Origin of the sequence: Pusillimonas sp. ANT_WB101, assembly GCF_008369125.1 — a bacterium.
GTDB lineage: Bacteria > Pseudomonadota > Gammaproteobacteria > Burkholderiales > Burkholderiaceae_B > Allopusillimonas.
The window spans coordinates 470,422-495,572 of the sequence record NZ_VOAY01000005.1; the positions used below are offsets into that span (position 1 = coordinate 470,422).

The 25,151-nt window shown below is 55.3% G+C and carries 24 protein-coding genes and 1 tRNA gene; 12 read left to right on the forward strand and 13 right to left on the reverse strand.

All coding sequences use genetic code 11. From position 1 onward, the window contains the following. Positions 1-47 precede the first annotated feature (47 nt). From FQ179_RS20750 to FQ179_RS20770, 5 genes are all read left to right on the forward strand, one after another. Complete coding sequence (locus tag FQ179_RS20750) at positions 48-416, forward strand: ribbon-helix-helix domain-containing protein (RefSeq protein ID WP_149399350.1); 369 nt, start codon at positions 48-50, stop codon at positions 414-416. A gap of 274 nt (positions 417-690) precedes the next feature. Beyond that, positions 691-766: transfer RNA gene (locus tag FQ179_RS20755), tRNA-Thr, on the forward strand. Positions 767-955: 189 nt separating this feature from the next. Then, positions 956-1,462, forward strand: coding sequence for an RNA polymerase sigma factor (locus tag FQ179_RS20760; protein WP_149399352.1), 507 nt, complete (start codon positions 956-958; stop codon positions 1,460-1,462). Positions 1,463-1,555: 93 nt separating this feature from the next. Next, positions 1,556-2,554 (forward strand): FecR family protein, encoded by a 999-nt coding sequence (locus FQ179_RS20765; protein WP_149399354.1) that lies wholly within the window; start codon positions 1,556-1,558, stop codon positions 2,552-2,554. A 316-nt stretch (positions 2,555-2,870) separates the two neighbouring features. After that, entirely contained in the window at positions 2,871-5,330 is a 2,460-nt protein-coding gene (locus FQ179_RS20770) for a TonB-dependent receptor (RefSeq protein WP_255475086.1), read from the forward strand. A 159-nt stretch (positions 5,331-5,489) separates the two neighbouring features. Here FQ179_RS20770 and FQ179_RS20775 read toward each other — a convergent pair whose 3' ends face one another. The 8 genes from FQ179_RS20775 to FQ179_RS20810 all read right to left on the reverse strand — a co-directional run bounded on the left by FQ179_RS20775 (position 5,490) and on the right by FQ179_RS20810 (position 13,138). Next, the gene (locus tag FQ179_RS20775; RefSeq protein ID WP_149399356.1) at positions 5,490-5,783 is read right to left on the reverse strand and encodes a CopG family ribbon-helix-helix protein; all 294 of its coding nucleotides are present in this window, start codon (positions 5,781-5,783) and stop codon (positions 5,490-5,492) included. 206 nt (positions 5,784-5,989) lie between these two features. Next, positions 5,990-7,072 (reverse strand): tartrate dehydrogenase, encoded by a 1,083-nt coding sequence (locus FQ179_RS20780; RefSeq protein ID WP_149399358.1) that lies wholly within the window; start codon positions 7,070-7,072, stop codon positions 5,990-5,992. A gap of 51 nt (positions 7,073-7,123) precedes the next feature. After that, the gene (locus FQ179_RS20785) at positions 7,124-8,113 is read right to left on the reverse strand and encodes an asparaginase (protein WP_149399360.1); all 990 of its coding nucleotides are present in this window, start codon (positions 8,111-8,113) and stop codon (positions 7,124-7,126) included. 3 nt (positions 8,114-8,116) lie between these two features. Next, on the reverse strand, positions 8,117-8,878 hold the full coding sequence (locus tag FQ179_RS20790; RefSeq protein ID WP_149399362.1) for a hypothetical protein: 762 nt from the start codon (positions 8,876-8,878) through the stop codon (positions 8,117-8,119). A 12-nt stretch (positions 8,879-8,890) separates the two neighbouring features. Next, positions 8,891-10,165: a TRAP transporter large permease gene (locus FQ179_RS20795; protein ID WP_149399364.1), complete on the reverse strand. Its 1,275-nt coding sequence runs from the start codon at positions 10,163-10,165 to the stop codon at positions 8,891-8,893. A gap of 13 nt (positions 10,166-10,178) precedes the next feature. Next, entirely contained in the window at positions 10,179-10,688 is a 510-nt protein-coding gene (locus FQ179_RS20800) for a TRAP transporter small permease (protein ID WP_149399366.1), read from the reverse strand. Between the two features lie 20 nt (positions 10,689-10,708). Further along, complete coding sequence (locus tag FQ179_RS20805; protein ID WP_149399368.1) at positions 10,709-11,704, reverse strand: TRAP transporter substrate-binding protein; 996 nt, start codon at positions 11,702-11,704, stop codon at positions 10,709-10,711. A gap of 36 nt (positions 11,705-11,740) precedes the next feature. Next, positions 11,741-13,138: an amidase gene (locus tag FQ179_RS20810; protein WP_149399370.1), complete on the reverse strand. Its 1,398-nt coding sequence runs from the start codon at positions 13,136-13,138 to the stop codon at positions 11,741-11,743. Between the two features lie 96 nt (positions 13,139-13,234). Between FQ179_RS20810 and FQ179_RS20815 the strand changes: the two genes are divergently transcribed. Beyond that, positions 13,235-14,164, forward strand: coding sequence for a LysR substrate-binding domain-containing protein (locus FQ179_RS20815; protein WP_149399372.1), 930 nt, complete (start codon positions 13,235-13,237; stop codon positions 14,162-14,164). Positions 14,165-14,225: 61 nt separating this feature from the next. Beyond that, positions 14,226-15,080: a GNAT family N-acetyltransferase gene (locus FQ179_RS20820; protein WP_188074677.1), complete on the forward strand. Its 855-nt coding sequence runs from the start codon at positions 14,226-14,228 to the stop codon at positions 15,078-15,080. On the opposite strand, the gene FQ179_RS20825 is transcribed toward FQ179_RS20820, so the two are convergent. The 3 genes from FQ179_RS20825 to FQ179_RS20835 form a co-directional block, all read right to left on the reverse strand. Continuing rightward, positions 15,077-16,288, reverse strand: a complete 1,212-nt coding sequence (locus FQ179_RS20825) for a multidrug effflux MFS transporter (RefSeq protein WP_149399374.1) — start codon at positions 16,286-16,288, stop codon at positions 15,077-15,079. The genes FQ179_RS20820 and FQ179_RS20825 overlap by 4 nt on opposite strands. Then, positions 16,285-17,481 (reverse strand): MFS transporter, encoded by a 1,197-nt coding sequence (locus FQ179_RS20830; RefSeq protein ID WP_149399504.1) that lies wholly within the window; start codon positions 17,479-17,481, stop codon positions 16,285-16,287. The genes FQ179_RS20825 and FQ179_RS20830 overlap by 4 nt, the downstream gene beginning before the upstream one ends. Positions 17,482-17,627: 146 nt before the next feature. Beyond that, the gene (locus FQ179_RS20835) at positions 17,628-18,545 is read right to left on the reverse strand and encodes a LysR family transcriptional regulator (RefSeq protein WP_370459916.1); all 918 of its coding nucleotides are present in this window, start codon (positions 18,543-18,545) and stop codon (positions 17,628-17,630) included. 129 nt (positions 18,546-18,674) lie between these two features. Between FQ179_RS20835 and FQ179_RS20840 the strand changes: the two genes are divergently transcribed. From FQ179_RS20840 to maiA, 4 genes are all read left to right on the forward strand, one after another. Further along, positions 18,675-19,235, forward strand: a complete 561-nt coding sequence (locus FQ179_RS20840) for a TRAP transporter small permease (RefSeq protein ID WP_149399376.1) — start codon at positions 18,675-18,677, stop codon at positions 19,233-19,235. After that, positions 19,232-20,509: a TRAP transporter large permease gene (locus tag FQ179_RS20845; protein WP_149399378.1), complete on the forward strand. Its 1,278-nt coding sequence runs from the start codon at positions 19,232-19,234 to the stop codon at positions 20,507-20,509. Before FQ179_RS20840 ends, FQ179_RS20845 begins: the two co-directional genes overlap by 4 nt. A 34-nt stretch (positions 20,510-20,543) precedes the next feature. Continuing rightward, positions 20,544-21,524 (forward strand): TRAP transporter substrate-binding protein, encoded by a 981-nt coding sequence (locus FQ179_RS20850; RefSeq protein ID WP_149399380.1) that lies wholly within the window; start codon positions 20,544-20,546, stop codon positions 21,522-21,524. A 224-nt stretch (positions 21,525-21,748) separates the two neighbouring features. Beyond that, entirely contained in the window at positions 21,749-22,393 is a 645-nt protein-coding gene (gene maiA, locus FQ179_RS20855; RefSeq protein ID WP_149399382.1) for a maleylacetoacetate isomerase, read from the forward strand. Positions 22,394-22,454: 61 nt separating this feature from the next. Here maiA and FQ179_RS20860 read toward each other — a convergent pair whose 3' ends face one another. Next, a complete protein-coding gene (locus FQ179_RS20860; protein ID WP_149399384.1) occupies positions 22,455-23,585 on the reverse strand; it encodes a homogentisate 1,2-dioxygenase in 1,131 nt (376 codons plus the stop codon). 166 nt (positions 23,586-23,751) lie between these two features. Here FQ179_RS20860 and FQ179_RS20865 point away from each other — a divergent pair, with 166 nt between their 5' ends. Beyond that, positions 23,752-24,540 (forward strand): IclR family transcriptional regulator, encoded by a 789-nt coding sequence (locus FQ179_RS20865; RefSeq protein ID WP_149399386.1) that lies wholly within the window; start codon positions 23,752-23,754, stop codon positions 24,538-24,540. 244 nt (positions 24,541-24,784) lie between these two features. On the opposite strand, the gene FQ179_RS20870 is transcribed toward FQ179_RS20865, so the two are convergent. Continuing rightward, a complete protein-coding gene (locus tag FQ179_RS20870) occupies positions 24,785-25,102 on the reverse strand; it encodes a hypothetical protein (RefSeq protein WP_255475087.1) in 318 nt (105 codons plus the stop codon). Between the last annotated feature and the right edge of the window lie 49 nt (positions 25,103-25,151).

A 25,151-nucleotide genomic window follows, 5' to 3' on the forward strand; every position in this document is an offset into this window, starting at 1 on the left:
CACCCGCCACGGCCTGCCATGACCACACGGGTACCCAAGGAGGCAATATGTGCAATCTTTACTCGCATACCGACCCGATTATGTACGAATGTCGTAATCGCTCCGTACGCATCGCCAAGGTTGTCACCAGCATCAAGCTTGAAAACCTGTTCTGGGATACGCTCGCCGAGCTGGCCAACGAAAGCAACATCACCACCAATCAGCTTATCGCGACCCTGCACGATGAGGTGTATGCATTTCGCGGCGAGACCACCAATTTCGCGTCGTTCCTGCGCGTAACCTGTATGCGCTATCTGGAAGAGAAAGCACGGTCTATGCAACATGTGCGTAAGGTGCTGCAGGGGCCAAACAAAGTGCTTACGCCCAACGTTGCTGCCCTGCCGTCGGCCGTCTCTGAACTGCAGGTAAAAGCGTAATGCGGGTGGGGTTTAAACCCCTACGGTAACAAGTCCCCCTGAGAGAGCGTGCATCGCAGTACCTCGCGGGTATTTGATTTTATTTTCAGATCTTGAGATACATTCAGGCCTGCACTGGCAGGTCGGCCGGGGTGAATCAACAGAAGCAAACGCACGATTGCCAGGCTCTGCGGCCTGTGATCTTCCGGCTTGAGCACGCCCTCAAACAGGCGTGATTGTGCCAGATTCAGGCCAATTGGCAGAGCATGAATTTTTCGAGTAGAATGGTGCCCTTGCCGGCTTAGCTCAGTTGGTAGAGCAGCGCACTTGTAATGCGAAGGTCGAGGGTTCAACTCCTTTAGCCGGCACCAATAGATTCAAGCATATACGCCAACCTTTCGGGGTTGGCGTTTTGCTTTTCTGGTTTCATCGTACGACATAGCCACTATCACCAAAATCAATTAAAAGGCTTGGCATTAGGATAGGACCACCGAGAATACAAATGAGAATTGTTGTTATTATATAAATCTTCCCACATTTAGCCCGCCCTACTTCTCTTAATGTCTCGTTCCGGCAAATTCCGTACAGACTGGCTCGCCCACTACAGCCAGTTGGTCGATACCTGGCGTCAACGCGCCGACGGGCGCGAAGATGCAGAAGATGCCATGCATGACACGGTTGTGGGTATGCTGGAAAACGGCATTGGCACCATCGACAACCCGCGCGCTTATATGGCGCGAGGCACAAGCAATCGCCTGATCAGTCGGTATCGTCACCTGAATGTGCTTGATTTCACGCCACTGGACGACGTCAGCGAAGCCCAACTACCCACAGCGCCGTCTGCAGACGACGGGCTACGATTTCAACAGCTGGCCGACGCACTTATGGAAGCGCTTGAGGCACTTCCGCCAAAATGCCGGCATGTGTATATTAAGCATCGCCTCGAAGGCTGTAGCCATACCGAAATCGCTAACGAAATGGGTCTGTCACGCAGCATGGTAGAAAAATACATGACGCGGGCCTTGCGTCATATACAGCAGCAGTTGCAATGCCATGCGCCGTACTGAAAACCTGTATTTCGCGGCACGGCCAGTAGTTCCCAGGCACGCAACGCTGCCATTCAACTTGTCAAAACATCTTTGTGACATGTCTGCTGCATAATGCCTCTGCCGACCAAACCTGATAGCCTGGAACACCCACATGATGCGGCGCATTGGTTTGCACGCATGCAGTCTGGTGAGGTGACTGAACAAGATCGAAAGGTGTTTGAAGCGTGGCGCAGTGCCGATCCCGAGCATGACCGCCAGTACCGCAACCTTGACTATATTTGGCAGGCCACGCTAAAGCTGCCAGAGCAAAGATTGCGCAGCATGATGATGACACCCAACACTGCCGGTAAACCACCGCACCACGACACATCCCGGCGACGGTTTGGTCTGGGGCTGGCAGGGGCGTGCGCAATGGCTGTAATCGGCGGGGTCGCCATCATGGCTGGCGGAAGCCAGCAACAGCCAGACACCTTGACGCTATCCACGCAAAAAGGTGAGCGTCGTCAAGCGCGGTTGCCTGATGGCTCTAGGGTGTTCCTTAACACCGACACCATTGCTGTAATGCAATTTTACGAGGATCGGCGTCAGATCGAGCTTCAACACGGAGAAGTCTTTTTCGAGGTCAGCACCGATGCCTCTCGGCCATTTATTGTCGACACGGGCCTGGGCCGCGTCACCGTCACGGGAACGCGCTTTAATGTGCGGCGCGATGCCCATGCCATGCATGTGAGCGTGGCCTCGGGCTCAGTGCGTGTACAGACGGGTCAGTGGTGGAACCCCCGAACACGCCCCCTGACGGCAGGTCAGCAGACCCATATTGGATCAGACCAAAGGCCAGGTAGCACCCGCCACACCAATGTTGATGATGTTGTTGCCTGGATGCGCGGTAAAGTGGTGTTTAACAATGCCCCGCTCGCGTACGTCATCGATGAAATGAACCGCTATCTTGATATGCCGGCACGCCTCGAGGCCCCGCAATTAGCGCAATTTCATGTTTCGGGCATATTCAGTTTGGACGACCCCCACGCCATGATAAATGCCCTGCCTGCCATTGCGCCAGTTCGCCTTGAACGCACACCCGATGGGCGGCTAAGCATTCAGTCGCGCTGATTTTTCCGCAAGCGCTTGCGCAGCCAATTGCAGCCAATAACAATAAATAGTGGTTAACGTCACTTTGCAGCGCCACAACCTGTTTTCAAATCGAAGGCCGCTCCATTGCTACGTGCGCCTTTCATCCTTGTTTTTCAATAAAAATCGAATTATCCATAAAATTACATAATAATAATGATAATTATTCCGGTGATAGCAGGTCTGGCGCGTCTATAGAGGTGTAAGGGTGGTTTCTCTCACTACCCCACCCGTTTCCCTGTCATCAGACAGCGAAACTTCTGTAACCCACAACAACCTCTCATTGGAAAACTGCATTGTGACTATTGCCAGACCACGTCGCGCCCAAGCGCCGACGGCTTACATTGCCCGCATCGGCATGACTTCGTTGGCGCTTTCCCTGGCTTTGGCATTCGGCATGGCGCCTGAAGTGGCCCGGGCTCAGGAAAACCCTGTCAGAGTCAGCATCCCCAGTCAACCGCTGGGCGACGCGCTGCTGCAACTGGGCGAACAGACTCCATTGCAGATTTTCTTTTCACAAAACGTAGTGGCTGGCTTGACCGCGCACAATGTAGCGGGAAACCTGCCGCCAGAAGAGGCGCTGCAGCAGTTGCTGCAGGGAACTGGCATCGAATATGCCAGAAGTGGCGATAACATTACGCTGACAAGCCCACAGTCAGTCGCAACGGCGACGGCAACTGCAACTGCAACTGCAACTGCACAGCTTGCGCCCGTCATGATCAAGGGCGGTATTCTGGGCGATCTGTCAGCCCCGTATGCAGGCGGGCAACTGGCTACTGGCGGAAGCCTGGGCCTGCTGGGCGCCGAAGACATCATGGACTCACCTTTCAGCACCGTCAATTACACCTCTGAATTGCTGTACGACCAGCAGGCGCGGACGCTGGCCGATGTGGTGGTCAATGATGCCTCTGTGCGAACGCTAACCTCGACCGGCGGCTTTGGCGAAGACTTCCAGATTCGTGGTTTCCCCGTGGGCAGCGGTGATGTCAGCGTCAATGGGCTGTACGGCCTGGTATCGTCCAGTCGCGTTCCGGTGCAGATTCTGGAGCGTGTCGAGGTATTAAAAGGCCCGGGCACTCTGATGCGCGGCATACCGCCAAACGGCAGTGTTGGCGGCAGTATTAATGTGGTAACCAAACGCGCCGATGACGAGCCGCTTACACGCGTTACCGGCAGCTATGCGAGCGAGAAAAACCTCACGGCACAGGTGGACTTGGGCCGCCGCTTTGGCGAAGACAATGCCTGGGGCGTGCGATTTAACGGCGTTGTGCGTGGCGGCGAGGCCACCACCCGCGACGGCGAGCAGAAGCTGGGCATGGCGGCACTGGGCGTGGACTATCGCGGCGACCGACTGCGCTGGTCTATGGATGCCATCCACCAGGAAGATGTGCTGGAAAATATACGTTCCCAGCTTGGTTTTGACAAGAGCGTGACTGAGCTGCCCGATCCGCCAGATGGCCGCACAAACTTTTACCCCGGTACCCGATTGACGCAGCGCGACAGCACTATTATGTCGCGGCTCGAATATGATTTTACCGACAACGTAACGGCCCACATCGGTATGGGGTACAGAGAAGGCAATAATCGGCAGATTTTTCCGGTGAACGTTGTGCCTGGCAGCCCACCAAATCGGCAATCCGCCGACGCAGATGGCAATTTTTCGGTCATGACCACGTACTACGATAGCTATTCCAAGACCTTTAGCAGTGATGCCGGGCTGACGGCAGACTTTGACACGGGCATCGTTGGTCATCGCGTAGCACTGGGCCTAACCTATATGGACCAGGAGCTTGGCAATGCCTATTCTGCAGGCACGATAGACGTGCCCTCCAATATCTATAACCCTACACCGCTACCGCCCGGCCCAGCCGAAAGGCTTTCTCCTAAGCGGGCTTCCCAGAGCACGCTGACCAGCTACGCAGTATCCGATACGCTGTCCTTTGCCGACGATCGGGTGCTGCTAACCCTGGGCGCACGCCATCAGACCGTGGATGTGAACAGCTACAGCACCAGCACGGGAGCAAGAACCAGTGGCTACCGGGCGAGTGCCGTGTCGCCGGTTGCCGGCATTGTGTTTAAACCGCTAGATTATGTGTCGATATACGGAAACTTTACCCAGGGGCTTACCCGCGGCACGATAGTGGGCCAGAGCTATGCCAACCAGGGCGAAGTGCTGGATCCGTACAAATCCAAGCAATATGAGACGGGCGTCAAGGTGGACTGGGGTGATATCACCACTACGCTGGCTTTCTGGCAGATCGCACGCCCGGCAGGCCAGGAAGATGATAATAATGTTTATGGCTACTTTGGCGAACAGCGCAACCGTGGCGTAGAGCTGACGGCCTTTGGTGAACTGTTGCCCGGTCTGCGCTTAATGGCCAGCGCTGCTTATACTCAGGGCAAACTTACCAAGACGCAAGATGGCATCAATGAGGGCAATCGTGCGCCCGGCGTGCCGACCAGCACGTACAACCTGGGCCTGGACTGGGATACCCCCTGGGTCGAGGGCTTGAGCCTTAACGGTCGCGTCTTGCGCACTTCATCCGTGTACCTTAACAATACCAACTCGCTGCGCCTGCCTGGCCTGACCCGCTTTGATGTTGGCGCGCGCTATCGCACCAAATTCGCCGGAAAATCTGTGGTGATACGCGCCAATATTGAAAACCTGACCGACAAACGCTATTGGCTTGCGTCCAACTCTTTCGCCACCAATGGAGCAGGCCGTACTTACATGCTGTCGGCGTCGGTTAATTTTTGATGAGCGGGGTTCAAATGTTTAGCCGGTACCCATAAACTCGGCTATTTACACCAACCCTTCGGGGTTGGTGTATTTTTCGCGTGGCGGCAGGAGCGTGCCGCGCAATGTACTCGCGAATCTCTCTGCGGTCAGCATGGGCGTACTTTGTCCACACTAACTTCACGAAGATGAAACGTCTACCTTTTTCCGCAGCAGTTCAGCTCGCCACGCCTGAGCTTCGGCTTCTACTTCGGCCGCAGAGACCAGATCACCTGCGTTAGCCGAATCTAGCCCGATTTGTACTTGACGGCGAAACCAGGCGTCATGCGCTGCGGTTTCTTCTTCCTGTCGCACGTAGTCCCGCATGAAGTCGCGCAGTAGCTGCGCGCCGCTGCGGTCACGGGCCTTGGCCGCCGTCGAGAACTCGGCCTTTAAAGCCTCGTCAACTCGAAATGTGAAAGTGGTGTCGCTCATGTAGATGCCTCTATTGTGTTGCAAACAAAGTGCAATATGACATGCGAAACAAAATGCCGAAACTGTCGTGGTAGAACATCTTATCGCCCAACGTAACCACGACAATCTTTTTCTACAGCAGCACGCCACATGGCCACCGACATGTGTTTTGTCTCTGGCAGAGCTGCGCCCGATCTCAACAAAACGTGACGAGCGCGGCTCCTTGGTCAGCCTTGAATATGCTTCGCAATAGCCTGCCCGACTTCTGTCGTCGATGCCTCGCCGCCCAGGTCAGGCGTACGTGGGCCATGTTCAAGGATTTGCTCGATGGAGTGCAACATGGTTTTTGCGGCGGCGTCGTAACGTTCGTCTATGGTGCCGAAAAACTCGAGCATTAGGGCTGCAGACCAGATCATTCCCACGGGGTTGGCGATATTGCGGCCGTATATGTCGGGTGCCGAACCGTGAACGGGTTCAAACAGCGAAGGGAACAGGCGCTCGGGATTCAGGTTGGCCGAAGGCGCAATGCCAATGGTACCCGCGCAGGCAGGCCCAAGGTCGGACAAGATATCGCCAAACAGGTTAGATGCCACCACCACATCAAAGCGCTCCGGGCTGAGCACAAAGCGTGCCGCGAGAATATCAATATGGTATTTGTCCCAGGTAATGTCTGGGTAGTTTTGCGCCATGGCTTCCATGCGCTGATCCCAATACGGCATGCTGACGGCGATGCCATTGGATTTGGTTGCAGACGTAACGTGCCTGGCAGGGCGTTTTTTGGCAAGCTCAAAGGCATACTTTAGAACACGGTCTACGCCTTTGCGTGAGAACACCGATTCTTGAATAACCATCTCGCGGTCGGTATCTTTGTACATAGTGCCGCCAAGGTCGGTGTATTCGCCCTCGGTGTTTTCACGAACTACCAAAAAGTCGATGTCGCCAGGTTTTTTATTGGCCAGCGGGCATGGCACGCCAGGCATAAGGCGAACAGGGCGCAGGTTAATGTATTGATCAAATTCGCGTCTGAATTTCAGCAAAGAACCCCACAGTGAAACGTGATCTGCAACAACCTCGGGCCAGCCGACTGCACCAAAGAGTATGGCGTCAAAACCCTTTAGTGTTTCAAACCAGTCTGACGGCATCATCTCGCCATTTTTCTGGTAATAATCGGCGCAGGCCCAGTCAAAATGCTGGTACGACAGATCAAGCTCATGCTTGGAGGCAACCGCTTCAAGCGCTTCTAGCGCCTGAGGCATAACTTCTTTGCCAATGCCGTCGCCAGGAATTACCGCGATTTTAAATTTAGCCATGTTCCGCTTCTTTAGTAACTTAAGTTGTTTATAAGATAACGCTGCCTGACATCAGGCTGTTGCGCCGAAGGCGCTGAGCAAAGATGCGCGATCCGTGCCGTTGCCGGCGGCCAGCGCCAGCGTAAGCCTGATGCGCGCCTTTCTTGCGGAAAGCCCGCTGATACCAACCGCACCTGCGGTTTCGAGATTGTGCAATGAGCCTGCAAATTCGTAGGCCTGAAACACCGGCCCATGCAAGGTCGATGAACAAACGATAACAGGCACGCCCTGTTCAATGGCACGTTCGATAGACGGCACCCAGGTTGGCGGCACATGCCCCCGCCCTACGGCGTCAATAACAATGCCTTTTGCGCTGCCCGAAACAGCCGCATCAAGCAGTAGCGGCCGCGCGTCAAGGTAAACAGGAATAATGTCCACGGCTGGCACAGCGCCAGAGGGCGTTAATACCGGCAGCCTGATCGGCTTCTGGTACAGCGTAATCGCCCCATTATCGATAAGGCCCAGAAAGCCATAGCCAGGCGCATCAAAGCCATTAAGCTGGTAGCTGCTTACCTTTCTGACAAAGCAGGCGCTGAAAATGGTTTCGTTAAACACCACCAGCACGCCCAAGCCGCGCGCCTGCTCACTGGCTGCGGTAAGAATGGCATTTTTTAGATTGACATAAGCGTCAGTGCCCATGGCGTGCGGGACGCGTTGCGACCCGGTCACCACGATGGCGACATCGGCCGCATCCAGCGAGCTTTCAAGATAGTAAGCCGTGTCTTCGAGGGTGTCTGTGCCATGCGTAATGACAATGCCGCAGACCTGCCCTTCTGCGATGATGCTCAAACACGCTTCACGCAACGCAGCCACGTCGGCAAGCGTAATGGCATTGCTGGGCTTCTGGAAAACCGAGCGTACCTCGACCTCAATATCTGCATGAAGCTCGATTTTGCTGACCAGTTCAGCACCCTGCAAAGCACCTGACACATTTCTGCCGCCTTCGGCTGGCGCACTTGCAATGGTGCCGCCCGTTGACAACACAACAACTTTTTTACGCATTGCTCAGTCCACCACGACAACGCGTTCGTTCAGAACACGACGACAGTCCATTTCGAATTCCATGTCGACAACGGGCGGCCTGACGTAGTGCCAGTTAAGCCCAAACCGCATGGCGCCACGGCGTGCAAACTCTTGAGCAAGAAACGGATGCGGGTTATGCACAATGTACAGCTGCGTTCCTGTGCAATGGCTCCAGTCGTAACCCAGAACAGCCAGACGCCTTTCCATTTCAGTTAGCACCCAGCGGGCTTTTTCAAGCAGGCCTTCGGGGGAAAGATCTTTATACCGTATGAGATGGTCTTTGTAGTTGGAGCGGCCTTCGGGCACTTCGCTGCTTCCGGCGACCACAAACGTATTTTCTGCCGTTTCGGATGGCACGGTATAACTGAAGGCATAAAACGAAGGTTGTGCAGGCGGGTCGACTTCTGGGCACACGTTGCTGCGTGCCACAGGGTTGTTTACGCCATCGCAAATACCCCAGTCTTTCAGCGTCTGCACATACAGCTCATTAAATGACGAGAAGCCGCTTTCCGTTGCCTGCGCAGGCGATCTTAGCTCGCAGCCACACAGTGCGGTAAGCGGCCTGCCTTCTTCCCGCAAAATATCGGCGATTCTGCGAAAGCCTTCCTCCACCGGCACGGGTTTCGAAAATACGACCCGGCGAATGGTGTAGCCTTCTTCGGCGGCTGCTCCGCCCGAGTACTGCAGAACGCCGCTAGGCACGAACCGGTAATTGCCAGCCTGAAATAAAACAGCTTCTATCATGTTGGGCTTCCTTTAATAGAGCGCATTAGGAATGACCATGCTTATCCATGGAATATAGGTAATCAGGATCAACGCCCCTACCATGAGCATGATGGTCGGCAAGGCGGCTCTGAATACCTCGAACAGTGACATTCTGGCGATACCCATGGCGACGAACAAGTTGAGCCCGACCGGCGGGGTCAGCATGCCCACCGACAGGTTAACCAGAGTGATGATGCCAAAATGAATGGGGTCTACGCCAACCTGAGCCGCAATAGGCTGCATGAGGGGTGCCAGCACAATAATTGCCGAGGCACTGTCCAGAACGGCACCCGCTACCAGCATGATCAGGTTGAACAGGCCCATGACAGCAACCGGCGATGTTGTGCCCGCCAAGACCTTGGTGGCCAGCATGGTGGGAGCGCCGGTACTGGCGAGTATCCAGGAAAAGGCCGCAGCGCCAGCCGTAATCAACAGCAACGTGCCTGACAACAAGCCGGTATTGCGCAGTATCTCGAACAGGCCTTTAACCGAAATGGTGCGATAGATGACGGTGCCGACAAACCATCCATACAGACAAGCAGCTGCTGCCGACTCTGTTGGCGTAAACATGCCCGAATAAATGCCACCGAGCAAAATGACAGGAAGCCCCAGCCCCCAGAGTGATCGTTTTACCGCAATCCATATTTCGCCCACAGTGGGAAATTTCTCGCGCGGATACCCCTTTTTCAAGGAATAGAGGCAGCAGTACAAAATGAGAATGGACGCAATCAAAATCGCCGGAATCAGGCCGGCCGCAAATAGCTTGCCCACTGATGAGCCTGTTACTGAGCCATAAATGATCAGTGCGATGCTGGGTGGAACAATCGGGCCCAGCGTACCCGCCGTGGCGATCAGACCGATGGAAAAATACTTGTCATACCCGGCAGCCACCAACGCCGGAAACATGATGGTGCCAATGGCGATGACGGTAGCGGGGCTTGAGCCTGAAATCGACCCAAAAAACAGGCATGACAGCACGGTAGCGGCTGCCAGCCCACCCGGCATCCAACCGATCAATGCACGAGCAAGGCCGATTAGTCGGTCAGACAGGCCCCCAATGCGCATCAACTCTGCTGCCAGAATGAAAAACGGGATGGACATGAGCGAAAAGTTGTTCATGCCCGAGAACATGCGCATGGGCACGACCAGCGGGTCGATCGCTCCGAAGAAATAAAGCGTGAGAGTTACGGTAAGAGCCAGTGCTGCAAAAATGGGAAGACCAAACAGCAGCACGCTGAAGAAGATGGGTACGAGTGCGGAAATCATGTGTTGTCCTTGCTCACGTCGAGCTGATATCCATGGTCAGAGGCTTGTATTCTTTGTGTTTTATGAGGCTTTCGACAATCCATAGATAACGCAGCAACATTGAAAAGCCAGACACAGGGATAATCAGATAGATGTACGCGACCGGGATCCGCATTGCGGGGGAGAGCTGTCCCATCTTCAGGGTATTTAAATAAAGCCGACCACCGTAATAAACCAGGGTCAGTGCAAAGGCCACCCCCAGAATGGCGGCGATGTATTTCAGCACCATCTGCAGGCGGGGGCCTACCACCAGGGGCAGTACTTCGACGCAAATATGCGCCGCGTACCGAACCCCCATGCTGCCGGCAACAAAACTCATAATGATCAGTGAATACAGTATTGTTTCTTCTGACCAGGACAGCGAGTTGTTGAACACATACCGGGCGATGACCTGCACGATGGCGACAACTGTCGCAACCAGCATCAGCACTATCATCGCGAATCCTTCTATGCGATCAATGATCTTATTTATTGATTCCAGCATTGGGAGCCCCTGTATTGCCTTTAGTTACCTGAAGCCGCCTTGATGGCTTTCTGCATCAGTTCAGGCGTCACTTCACGCTCAAACTGCTTGTAGATGGCCTTGGATTTCTCGACAAATTTGGCTTTGCCTTCGGGGGTAAGCTCGCGAATCTCAATCTGACCCTTGATGTTTTCGAGAATTTTTTTCTCGTCTTGTTCTGTCAGCTCACGTGCGTAATCACGACCCACATCAAACGCGTCGCGCATAACCTGTTGCAAGTCTGGTGGCAGTGATTCCCACGCCGCTTTGTTCACGACGGCGGCGTACGTGTGGTATGCATGACCTGTCAGCGTCATGTACTTCTGCACTTCGTAGAACTTCATCGAGTCAATATTGGCCAACGGGTTTTCCTGCCCCTCTACCACGCCCTGCTGCAAGCCGTTATACACCTCGGTATAGGCCATGGCGGTGGGGTTGGCACCGAAAGTGCGGTACGTAGCAAGAATTGTCGGAGCCTGAAGCGTGCGCATCTTGATGTTCTTGAGGCTGTCAGGCTCTTCGATGGGGCGAATGTTGTTGGTCATGTGACGGAAACCCGCACCCCAGTAGTTCACGCCGTAAAGATTGTTGTCAGACAGCGTATCCAGTAGCTCACGGCCAACATCACCGTCGAGCAGGCGTTTCATGGCAGCCGTGTCTTCCATCAAGTAGGGAAGGTCGAACAGAAACATTTTTGCCTGGAAGTTGGCCAGGTTGCCCGTGGGCGGTATGGCAATCTGCACCAGGTTCATTTGGGTCTGTTCAATAATCTCGACGTCACCACCAAGTTGTGCCGCAGGACGCACATTGATCTGAATACGGCCCTTCGAGTTTTTCTCGACTTCTTCCTTGAACTTGACCGCTGCCTTGGCATTAGGCGTGCTTTCCGTCAGCACGTGCGCAAACGTAAAGTTAAATTCTGCTGCATATGCCGAGCCGCCGGCCAGCATGCTGGCAATGGCTATGGTTCCGATTTTCTTGAGTGTTACTTTAAACATGGTTGCTCCCTTTTTATGGATCGTGTGCAGTTGTGATTACTGCGTCAAAGCGGGTGTACCCAATACATCAATGGGCTTGCCCAGCTTGTTTTCCAGCAAAATTGAAATGGCAAGCAGCTTGGCGTCCTGATCAGGCCCACCCATAAGCTGCATACCTATAGGCATGCCAAGCCCGTCTTTACCCACCGGCATACTGATTGCGCACAACCCCATAAGGTTGGCGATACTGGTATTGCGCAACGTCATCATGTTTGCGTGGCGATAGGCTTCACCGTCTGCCAGCTCGCTAATGCATGGCGGCGAGATGGCCACCGTAGGCGTTACGATGACGTCAACCTCTGTAAACAGGGCAGCGGCTTCGCGTGCGGCGGTATTCAGGGCCGTGCGACGACGCAAGTACTCCACAGACGAAACAGACTCTGCGGCTTCGACCCGCATTCTTACGACGGGATCAAGCTGCTCGAGTTTGTGAGGCATGGTGTCGGCAAGAAAAGCACAAAGCTCTGATGCGGCGAGCCCGCCACGACCGAAAATGCCATACACCTCATCGCAGCGCGGCAAGGTAATGCGGCTTACTTTTGCGCCTGCTGCTTCAAGCTTCGCGATGGCCGCTTCCACTTCGCGAATAATCACTGGATCAGCGCCATCCCAGAAAAAATGGTCGGGTACGCCTATGCGCAGGGCCGACATCGTTGGCAGGCTTAATGGCTCGGCCTGCTTACCTGTCAGCATGGCGTCGATCGCCGTAAAGGCAAACGCTACGTCATCAACAGACCGTGCCAGTATGCCCGGCGTATCGAGCGAGGAAGACAGCGGAACAATACCCGCGCCCGGCCAGCGCCCCCAGGTCGGCTTGAAGCCTACGGCACCCGTCAGTGAAGCTGGTATGCGCACCGACCCGGCGGTGTCCGTGCCAAACGCAACCAGCGCCGATCCTTGAGCAAGTGACACGCCTGCACCCGAACTTGATCCACCCGGAATGCGCGGTTCGCCGACACTCCAGGGGTTAACAGGGGTGCCCCAATGCGCATTAATGCCTATACCGCCAAAAGCAAACTCAACGGTGTGTGATTTGCCCATAACGAGTGCAAGCTGCCGCAGCGCGCTCTGCATGACAGGCCCTGGCTCCTCCCAGGATTTGGACAAGGCCTCGGGCGAGCCGGCAAATGTCGGAAATCCCGGCACGCCGTACAGATCCTTTACTGACACCGGTATGCCCATGAGCGGGCCCAGATCTATACCTGATGCGAAGAGTGTGTCGGCGGCGCGCGCATTTTTTAACGCAGCTTCACCACCCCATGATTTATAGGCATGCAGCGTGGGTTCGAGCCGTGCGTAGTTGGCTATGCAAGACTGCACCAGTGCCTCAGCCGTCAGTTCGCCAGAACGCAAACCGACATGGATGTCTTTGAGTGATTTAAATTTTGTCCCCATGGCTTCTTAAATAGTTTTAAACGTTGAGCCGAACGGCAAGTCTAGGGGGAAAATCACTACAATGCCAAGTTCTACAGGGAAAAACAGAATTTACCCATGGTTAATAATCAATTTTCGCTACAGAACCTGCGCATACTGTGCGAGGTCGCTGATTACCAGAGTTTTGCCAAAACAGCGCAAATGATGGGGGTGTCACCCGCTTTCGTTACCAAGCGCATACAGCAGCTTGAAACTGATCTGGGCACCAGGCTTTTTCATCGCACCACCAGACAGGTTTCACTTACTGAACAAGGCGAGCATGTGTACAGCCAGGCACAGCACATACTGCTGAGCGTGGACGGTCTGCAGAACCAGATTGACCTTATGAAGGGTGAGCCGCGCGGGATACTGCGGGTATCCACCAGTTTTGGATTTGGCCGACGTGTTGTCGCACAGAGCCTGGCACAGTACTCAAGAAATCACCCCGAAGTACAGATAAAGCTTGAGGTGTTCGATCGCCTGGTTGACCTTGCGAGAGACAAATTCGATCTTGACGTACGCATTGGCGACATCATTGACCCCAACTACATTGCCCGAAAGCTGGCCAGCAACCACCGAATTCTGTGCGCCTCACCCGAGTATCTGCAAACACACGGCACGCCGAGAAAAATCAGCGAACTTTCGGAACACAATTGCCTGGTGATCAGAGAGCGCGACCACCCCGTAGGCATCTGGAAACTCAGCAGACGAAACAAGAGCATTAACGTAAAAGTCGACGGCAGCCTGACGACCAACAACGGCGAGATCGCAGTGGCCTGGGCCCTGGCTGGGCATGGCATTATGCTCAGATCCATCTGGGATTCTCAAGAACATCTGCAGTCTGGCCAGCTGGTGCATATTCTTAAAGAGTACCGACAAGAGGCCAATGTGTGGGCGGTTTACCCCGAGCGCCTGAGCGCATCGGCCAAGATCAAGTCTTGCGTAAGCCATCTTGAAGAGTATTTCCACAATTGGGGCAAAGAAGGCGGGCAGCGCCCAGCTTTTTGATGGAGCAGGTCAGGTATGCTGTCCAAACAGCGACAAACGCCCGATAAAATCGGAGACACCTATGACGAAACCCTATCAAGTCCGAGCGATGCGCCGAGATGAGCTTGATTTTGCAGTAGCGCTGGCGGCCAACGAAGGTTGGAATCCAGGTACTCACGATGCCGATGCCTTCTATGCAACGGATCCGGGCGGCTTTTTGGTTGGTTTGTTAGATAACGAGCCGATAGGCTGTATCTCCGCAGTGCGTTACGGGCCAGGTTTCGGGTTTCTTGGCTTTTATATTGTGGCGCCAGCGTATCGTGGCCGGGGGTATGGCATGCAATTGTGGAGCAGTGCCCTCGAACAGTTCGGCACACGCAATATCGGGCTAGACGGTGTACAGGAACAGCAGGCCAATTATAGAAAGTCTGGGTTCAGTTTGGCCTATAGCAATATACGTTACGCATGGCAAAACCGTTTGCAAAATGGGGCTGCCACAACACCCAACATAGTTTCTGTAAAACATGTCGATGCAGACGGCATTGCACGCTACGATCGGCTGTGTTTTCCGGCATCACGCCCCACTTTTCTTGACGCCTGGCTCAACCAGCCCGATTCGGTGGCGCTCGCATGGTCGGAAAACAAGGCGATACGCGGTTATGGCGTTATTCGCCGTTGCCGTGATGGCTGGAAGGTTGGGCCATTATTTGCCGACAATCGCGGCATTGCAGAATCTTTACTGCTGGCGTTGGGCCGCAACACGGCACACCAAGAACCGGTTTATCTGGATGTACCTGAAACAAATACAGAAGGCATGCGTCTTGCCGCCGATCTGGGGATGCAAGAGGTGTTCGGCACGGCGCGCATGTACAACCATTACCTGCCCGATATCGTAACGGACCGTATATTCGGCGTGACGACCTTCGAACTGGGTTAATGGTCTTTTAGTGTGTCCGTTCGACCGCCACGAAGGCGCTCCCAGTTCATGCTGAACCACCACAGACTAATGCATAGCACTGCGCTGCAGCCCATACCCAGGGCCAGCAACAGCGCGCTGTGAAACAGCAGTGGCGCTAACAGGCCTGATACCAGCGCAAAAATAAACATTTGCACAAAGCTTTGCAATGACGAAGCCAGGCCGCGCATGCTTGGAAAACTGCCCAGGGTTACCACCGTCATGCCAGGCAGTGCCACCGACATGCCGACGGCATAGACAAAGATGGGTATTACGGCCCAGGGCACGGCGGCAACCGACATGGCGTTGTACAACACGTTCAGCACGGCACCCAGCGTCATGATGCCCAGGCCAGCGCGTATCAACAGCGCAGGCGCAATACGGCCCGCATTGCGCGAACTAAACATCGACCCGATGACCACCCCGCTGATAAACGGTAAAAACAGCCATGCAAACGCTGTGTCTGGCAGACCCAGTATATTCATGATGAAGCTTGCTGCCGACGAGATGTACAGGGCAAAACCCGAAAACGCAAAGCCTACGGCAAGTATGGCCAAAAGAAATGGCGGATGCATCAATGCCTTGATGTAGTTGCGAAATATATTGCCTACATGTAGTGGCTGTCGGTGCTCTGGCGTGAGGGTTTCGGGCAGCCAACGCACACACATGGCGATCAGTATGGCGACAATAATTACCATCAGGCCAAACGTGCCTCGCCAGCCGGTCAGCGAATTGGCATACCCGCCCACCACCGGGGCGATGGCCGGTGCAAGGCTGAACACCATGGTGATATTGGCAAACAGCCTCTGCGCCTCGGCGCCGTGATACTTGTCGCGCACAATCGCCATCCCAACAACCCGTCCCGCACCGGCAGAGGCGCCCTGCAGGCCTCTGAAGAACAGCAGCCAGCCAAAACTGGGGGCCAACATAGCGCCCACCGAGCCGATGGCAAACAGAATGAGCGAAAACAAAATCACGGGACGCCGCCCGAAACTGTCGGAGAAGGTGCCGTAAAACAAGCTCATGAAGGCAAACGTGGACAGATAAATACTGAGTGTTTGCTGCACCAGGGCCTGACTGATCTGAAAGTCTTCGCCTATGCTATGAAACGAAGGCAGATAGGTATCAGTAGCGAAAGGCCCCAGCATAGCCAGGCCGGCGAGCATCAGAGTAAGTGTACGAATATTCACGTGCGATCAGCCTCCGAGGGCCTGATATGTGGCAACCAGCGCCAAAAGAGCGCGGCGGCCAGAAAACCAAAGCTGCCGGTGACAACAATACCGGCGCCCAGCGACACCAGCGCTGTCATACCCGACAGCAGAAAAGGGCCGGCACTGGTGCCGACATCACTGATCAGGCGCCATATACCCAAAAATTCGGTACGGCCTGTTGGCGGTGAAGCATCGGCGCCCAGCGTCATGGCAATGCCCGAGCCAAAGCCGTTGCCAAACCCAAGCAGCATGGATGCCATGACAAAGGGAGCCAGGCTGGTCGTGAGTGGCATGAGAGCGAGCGCCAGGCCCATGAGCAGGGTACAGGGCAACGCCACCCACAAGCGCCCGTATTCGTCCATGATTTTGCCTGCCGGATAAAACATCAGCATATCAACGGCAGAAGTAACGCCAAAAATAAGCGCGGTCGCAGTCGGGCTCAGGCCAATGCTATCAGCCCACAAAGGGATGACAATTTGCCGGGCGGCTCGCATGGCGCTGATAAGCAAAATACCCACACCCAGTGTCAGGTACACCTTGGCATGCGTCACGGCCATGGTCGCCATTTTGGGCTTGATGGCAAGGCCCGCGCCTCGCCCGGGCGTCAGTTCAAGCTCGGGCACGGCAAATGAAAGTATGCCGGCGCCAATCAACGCCACAATGGCAACCCAATACGCACCCGACAGCCCCATAAAATGCATGGCACCCGCTGCGGCAAATGGCCCCACGAACATACCTATGCGATGCGTGCCACCCAGCGTCGACAGAGCGCGCGCGCGCAGCGCAAACGGAACCGCCTCAATGAGAAAAGTTTGACGGGCAAGATAAAACACCGACGTCGCCAGCCCTATCATCAATGTGCCCAGCGCCAGCATGGCGGGATGGACTGCGAACACACAGAGCAGCAATGCCACGATGGTAAGGATGGAAGCCCCGATGAGGGCTTTGCGCTCGCCAATGCGCGATGTGAGCAACGCGGCAGGGATGTTACCGGTAAGCGAACCCAGCCCGATGAGCGCCACAACCACGCCTGCCATGGCGGGCGATGCCCCCATATCACGCGCGCTCAGCGCAATGACAGGCAATACCGCACCGTTGCCCAGCCCGAACAGTACGGTAGGCCCAAATGCGGGGATGGCGATTTTCCTGAGACTAAATTGGGCATCGCCCATGTTTGACTGGCCTTGAAACGAATTTTGCACAAGCTGCCTGACAGATTTTATAGGAAGCAGAAAGACATGCCCCATCGTATAAGAACCCGCGATTCAGGGAGCAGATCAATCCGAGCAACATATAAACGCTGGTAAGCCTGGTCAGCTTATGGGGTGGCGCTGCCCCAGGCCCGCTGCCGGATATGTTCGTGCAGGTATTGCACAAACGCCTCTGCCGCTGGAGGCAAGCTGGCATGTTGCCGGTGATATACAAAAAACTGGCGGCGAACTTCTGGATCTGCCAGCGGACGCATTCTTAAGCCATACAGGTCTACCAGTGTCTGGGCATAAGGCAGACACGTGGTCACGCCCAGGCCCGAATTGACCATACTGAGGGCGGTACTCATAAAGGCGACTTCATGGGTGGGCCGTATGGGCGGCACGGCTGAAATGCCCTGCAAATCCATGGACAGGCGATCGGTAAACTGACCCTGTAATGAAATTAGAGGGTATCGAACCAGATCTGCCCAGGCGACACGGCTGTTGGCCTCCAGCGGGTGGCCAGGCGGGAAAACAGCCATAAAGGGTAAGTCGAACAGGGGATCTGCGACCAGTTCAGCCACCGCTTCACGCTGAGGGCCAATGCTGATGTCTACCTCACCGCGCAGTGCTTGCGCGATCACGGTTTCAACGGCACAGTCCACCAAATGAATGCGCACATCTGGATAAGCCTGCCGAAACCCTGCAATGACCTCGGGTACCAGCGTGCTGGACATAAGCTGTGGTGCGGCAATCCGGACAATACCGCGACGCAGGCGTTTAAGGTTGTCCACGTTTTCGACGGCAGCGTCCAGGTCGCGTAATACCTGGGTGGTCGCAGAATGAAATTCGCGCCCCACTTCCGATAAGCGGATGCGCCGCGTACTGCGATCCACCAGTCTTACACCCAGCTGGTTTTCCAGCTCTTTGATCAGACCGCTGAGGGCCGATTGCGTGATATGAAGCGATTCGGCAGCGCGCGTGAAGCCACCTGTGCGGGCCAGCGCAGCGAAGGCACGGAGTTGACGCAAAGTGACTTCCATCATAATTTCCTATAAATACATGGGAAAAAACTGTTTGAATGATATCTCGAATCTGGCTCTAATAGAAAAAAATCGCCAGAAGCCAGCCGACCGGAGACAAATCCATGCAGTATCTGACTTTGCGGGGCAATCATGCTTGAACGTATTGCTCGCCTGCTGACTCGCACCTTTGAAGTATTGATCGTCACCGCGCTCGTCATCATGGGCGTGCTGGTCTTTGGCAATGTGATCCTGCGCTATGGCTTTAATTCTGGCATTGCCATATCTGAGGAGTTGTCCCGCCTGCTGTTTGTCTGGCTGATCTTTATGGGTGCCGTCCTGGCATCGGCGCAACGCACCCATATCGGCTTTGATTCATTGCAGCGCCTGGCCGGCCCGCGATTGCGTCGCCTGCTGGTGGTCTTCACCGGTGTACTGATTTTGATCGGTTGCGGCATGTTTATCGTGGGCGGGTGGGCACAGATGCGCATCAACCTGGGCAACTTCTATCCGGTCATGGGAATTTCCTACGGCTGGCTGTATGCGGTTGCACTCGTGTTTGGGATCGCAATGATCTTTCCCGTGTGCAACAACATTCGACGTGCCTGGCTGGGAATGGACGACGCGTTAACTGAAGACCTGGCTGATCGTATCGAAAGCCAAGCCGACCGAATGTCCTCTAACCGCCCTGATCAACAGGCAGACAAGCCATGACCGCACTCGTGTTTCTGGCGACGTTGCTGGGCCTGATTATGATCGGCCTGCCGATTGCTTTTGCGTTGATGTATGCAGGCATCGCCCTCATGCTGGTAACAGGCCAGTTTGATTCGCAAATTGTGGTGCAAAATGCCATCGCCGGGGCTGACAACTTTGTGCTGATGGCCGTGCCATTCTTTATTTTGGCCGGTGAGTTCATGAATGCAGGCGGCTTGTCGAAACGCATTGTCGACATGGCCGGCGCCTTTGTGGGCCATTTGCGCGGCGGTCTTGGATACGTTGCCATTTTTGCCGGCATTTTGCTTGCCAGCCTTTCGGGCTCTGCCGTGGCCGACACAGCGGCGCTGGCGGCCATTTTGGTGCCCATGATGCGCCAGGCGGGCTATAACCCGGCCCGTGCTTGCGGGCTGATGGCGGCAAGCGGCATTATTGCGCCGGTCATACCCCCTTCCATCGGTTTTCTGATCTTCGGGGTAGTGGCCAACGTTTCTATTACGCGGCTGTTTCTGGCCGGTATTGTGCCTGGCGTGCTGATGGGGCTGTTTCTGATTACCGCCTGGTGGATAGTTTCGCATCGCCAGCAGGTTGCCGTGTCACCCCGCGTGCCCTGGAGTCATCGTCTGCCCTTGCTGGGCAAGGGTATCTGGGCCCTGATGCTGCCCGTTATCATCATCGGCGGCCTGCGCTTCGGTATCTTCACACCAACCGAGTCCGCTGTTGTGGCTGCGGCTTATGCGCTATTTGTGGGCCTGGTGGTGTATCGCGAACTGACATGGGGCACGATTTATGAATGCCTGCTGACCACCGCACGCACGACTTCGGTGGTGCTGTTGCTGGCCGCGCTGGCCATGATCGCGTCTTACATGATCACCATTACCGATATTTCGGGCCAGGTGGGCGATTGGCTCACCACGCTGTCCGATAACCCTATGGTTTTGATGGCAGCGATGATGGTGGTGGTGTTTTTTGCGGGGATGGTGCTGGACTTTATCCCCGTGGTTTTGATTTTCACGCCTGTGTTTATGCCCATCGTCAAGGCAGCCGATATTGACCCTGTTTATTTTGGTGTCGTGTTTATTATGAACTGCTCTATTGGCATGATTACACCGCCGGTTGGTGTCGTGCTAAACGTTATCAGCTCGATCGGCAAAGTCACACTGGCACAAGCAGCACGAGGCATCGCCCCTTTCTTATTGGCCCTGGTGTTGTTGCTGGTCGCCTTAATTGTGTACCCGCCACTGGTAACTGTGCCTGCCCAATGGTGGCGCTAATGCGCCCCCTGTTATTACACCCGAGGAGACTTCAATGAAAATACGTACTTCACTACTGGTTGGCCTGCTGGCCGCCACACTGTCCAGCTCTGCCTGGGCTGTTGTCACCGCCAAATTTGCGGTGACACTGCCCGAAAAATCTCATCAGGGCCAGGGCGTGGCCAAATTTGCTGAACTGGTCAAACAGAAAAGCAATGGTGAAATTGTGATCAAACCCTATTACAGCGGTGCACTGGGCAATGATGTTCAAGTGACATCAGCCTTGCAGGGCGGCACCATCGAATTTACCGTACCGCAAACCACTACACTCACGGGCATGGTGAAAGCCTATGAAATTCTTGATTTCCCTTTCCTGTTCAAGAACAGTGCCGAGGCGGATAAAGTACTGGACGGCCCGGTCGGCGATAAACTGCTGACCACCCTTCCCGCCCACGGTCTGGTGGGCCTGGCTTACTGGGAAAACGGTTTTTTCAATGCCACCAATAACAAGCATCCTATCGCCAAGGTCGAAGATTTTGAGGGGCTGAAGTTCCGCTCTATCCAGGCGCGCATCACCCAGGAAACCATCAAAGCCTTGGGTGCCAACCCAGTGCCTCTGGCTGTTCCCGAGCTTTATACAGCGCTGGAAACCCATACGATTGACGGTCAGGGAACCCCCAACGCGGTAATTGCTGCGCTCAAGCTTTATGAAGTGCAAAAGTTTCTGTCCATCACGCAACACAGCTACGGGGCGTTTATCCCACTGGCCTCCAAGGCATTCTGGGACAAGCTCACCCCCGAACAGCAAAAAATCGTCAAAGACTCCGCCTTTGAAGCGCGCGTGTACCAGCGCGAGGTTGCACGTGCGCAGTCAGACTCGGCCAGAGAGGCCATGGCCAAGCACGGCATGAAAATCAACGACGTCAGCGATGCCGAACGCGAGCGCATGCGTGAGCGTGTGCAGCCTGTATGGAAGATGTTCACGCCCGATGTGGGCCAAGACTTGTTTGACCAAGTGATGAACGAACTGAAATAAGCGATTGACTACGGGTTCCGCAGACGCGGGCCCGTATCCCCATACCCGGCCATGCAACCCGGGCGCACGAAGTTTGCATAGGCGTGACGACTGAAAACGAATAGTCGATCACGCCAACCATGCACGTCAAGAACCAAGCTCGTTTCCACATGAAAACGCGCAGGGTAGGGATTTTTTCGACGTAATTGCACTGACAATTACTCAACGCAAGGAAGCATGACATTATGCGAGAACTCTACACTTATTTTCGCAGCTCGGCCGCCTATCGGGTTCGGATTGCACTGGCTCTGAAAGAGCTGGAGTATCAGGTCGTGCCCATTCACCTGCTGCGTCATGGCGGCGAGCAGCATACGCCAGAATATCGACGCCGCAATCCCGAAGGCCTGGTGCCCGCATACGTTGAGAACAACCATGTGCTGACGCAGTCTCTGGCGATCATGGAATACCTGGACGAGGCCTACCCCGAGACAGCGCTATTGCCTGCGGACACACTGGCACGCGCTCGCGTGCGAGCACTGGCGCTGCACGTGGCCTGCGACATTCATCCACTGAACAATTTGCGGGTGCTGCGTTGGCTGGCAAACGAACTGCAGGTGGAACAGGCGGGGCGTGATCAATGGTATCGGCATTGGGTCGCGTTGGGCTTTGAGGCGCTCGAAGCCCAGCTTCAGTCTCCGGATACAGGGCTGTGCTGCCATGGTGACACGCCGGGCATGGCAGACTGCTGCCTGGTGCCGCAGGTCTATAACGCCAGACGTTTTGATGTGGACTTGACAGCGTATCCAACCATTGCACGTATCACCGAGTATTGCGAATCACTGCCGGCCTTTCAGACGGCTCATCCTGCCAGACAGCCAGACGCTGCATGAGAACAGGCCAGCCAACACACAAGAGCAAGGCCCATGGGTTATGCACCCATGGGCCTTCTTGTTATTCCTTCCAGGAATCCGCGTAGTTGGGGATTTTCACCCCGTCGGGCAGCGTGTCGACTTCAAGCGCATGACGGGAGTCGATCATGACTGCCACTTCATCTGTGTATTTGCGTTCGCCCTGGTTGTTGGCAGCAGCGGCAGCAAAGGCCTTGGGGTGTGGCCCGTGGTGAAAGCCCGAGGGGTGCAGCGTGAACATGCCGGGCTTGATATTGTCACGGCTGAAGAAATTGCCCTGATGATAAAAAATGGACTCGTCGAATTCATCATTATTGTGAAAGAAGGGTACCTTCAGAGCACCGGGGTCGCTTTCTATGGGGCGCGGCGCAAAGGTGCAGACAATAATGGTGCCGGACAGGAATGTGGCATGTACCGTGGGCGGCAAATGGTAACGATCAGACAGCAGTTCGCGAATGTCGCGCCAGTTCAGTTTTACGGGCACACAATCGCCGTGCCAGCCGACGGCATCCAGAAAGTTATACGGGAAGGTAACCGTCGTAACCTGCTGCAGGCGCTTTGCCCGTACGCGAGTTTCAAACTCGCCCTGCTGGTCCTTGAAGGCGTCATCAATTTTGGGCGTATCCAGAACCGCAAGATCAAACTGTGCATGGCGGCCTGTAATGCCGCGCTCAGGCAGCATGAACAAGTCATCGGTGGCTTCAATGGTTAGCACCTCATTAGGAATCTTGGTTTCCAGACGCCAGACCGTACCGCGCGGGATATTGATGTAGTCGCCCTCCCGATAGCTCATGTGACCGTAATCGCAGAAGAACTCGCCCTCACCCTTATGAAAGAACAGAATCATGTCGCCGTCGCCATTGCGGGCGAGGTCAGGCATGGAGGCCCCGAACTTCCAGAAGCAAACCTGAGTGTTGGCGTTGTGCATAAAGCGGCGAGCCTTCCACGGGCAGGCCTCGCCATTGTCAAGTCGGTTCAGGTTCAGCAGAGTCAGTTCAAAAGGGCCTTCCCAGTTTGTCCACCCTGTGGGCTTGTGCGCGTGCAGGATATGGCTGGCAGGGCCAAAAAAGCCGTTACGTCCATGCTCGCGTTCATACAGACCATCAGGGATGTCGCAGTGCGCCTGACGGGTATGGATGCCTTCTGCCAAGGGGAATGTGATGTAGTTCTTCATGCCTTTCTCCAAAGGGAAATGAAATTACCGTTACTCTATGCGTAACACTGTTATGATTCTGATAACACATTAAAGCAGGCTAGTTAAAGCGTCAAGCACTTTACGTCGCAAAAAATTGGGTTTACAAATTACTGTGCGTGGCGTTTCGGGTTAAAACAGAACACAGATGAAAAATGAAATAACGCACACCAAAAACAGCGAGCCCGGCCAGGGCGTCCAGTCGGTGGAAGTGGGCCTGGCCCTGTTCCATATCCTGGCGCAACAGGGCACGGCCGTGGGTCTGTCTGATCTTGCCAGGCAGGCGGGCATGCATCGCGCCAAGGCGTATCGATATCTGATCAGCCTGGCGCGGGCAGGATGGGTGGTGCAAGACCCACAAACCAGTATGTACAGCGTGGGGCCGGCCATGCGGGATATGGCGCTGTCGTGGCTGGCAAATCAAGATCCCATCCGTCTGGCCAGCGCAGAAGCGCAGGCGCTCGCCCTGTCGGTGGGTGAAACGTGTTTTGTTGCGGTCATGGGGCAAAACGGCGCGACGGCGGTGCGGGTCTGCCAGCCGGGCCGGGCCATGTCCATTAGCGTCAATGAGGGTGCCACATTTGATGCGCGTTCGTCCGCGACAGGACGTGTGTTTGCCGCCTGGGGCGATGAGGCAAACCGGCAGCTTCCGGCGGCTTTGCGTCGCGAAGTTCGTTCTCAGGGCCTGGCCGTGGTCGAAGGCGATCACGTGGTTGGTATTAATGCGGTCAGTGCGCCGGTGTTTGATGCACAAGGGCATCTGGTGCTGGCACTGACCCTGGTGGGGCCGGCGTCTTCGCTCGAGGCGAGCGCTGAGGGTACGGCGGCACAGGCCCTGCTGGCCGTGTGCCGCCGTATGTCGACAGCCCTGGGGTTTGACATCCTCACCACCCTACAGGCCAAAAACCCCTGCGGTGCCCACACACAAACCGTCTGAGGCACTTCGGCGGGTTCCTGCTGCTGGCGACATAAATGCATCACACACTTCACACGCAAGCCGGGTACCCGCAAGACGCTGTATAGCGATACGTTGTGGGCACCCTCCTATTACGCCGGCAGCTACGCGTTTTCGTGCGCAGACTACTTCGTTGACTGGCGTGAACCGGGCTCAGCCAGCGACCCATATCAGTCACGACAAATGTATAGAGCATGGCTTGCACACACGCTAGCTTTTGCCATGCCTAATCGTCCTCGTTGCCGCCATTGCGCTCGGGGTTGGGCGGAGTATGCGCCAGACCGGCCTTATCTTCTGACACGATACGATCCGCTTCGATATCGTCGTTCAGGGGCTCATCGCCCGTATTTTCCACTTGCGCGCGCCCACCTGTATTGGCGCGGTCACTGTCGGTATCCGGGCCCTCGCCGATTGCGTCACTGCCAGAGTCTGACGAATCGCTGGGGCCAAACGCCGGCTGTGTAAGGCCGGTTTTCAGCAACGTGCCCTCTTCATCAACTTCGCGATCTTGCTGCGCCCGCTCGAACTCTTTATGGGTAACCATGATGTGCTCCTGTTTGATGACCAACAGCACAGCAAGTGCAATGCCCGCC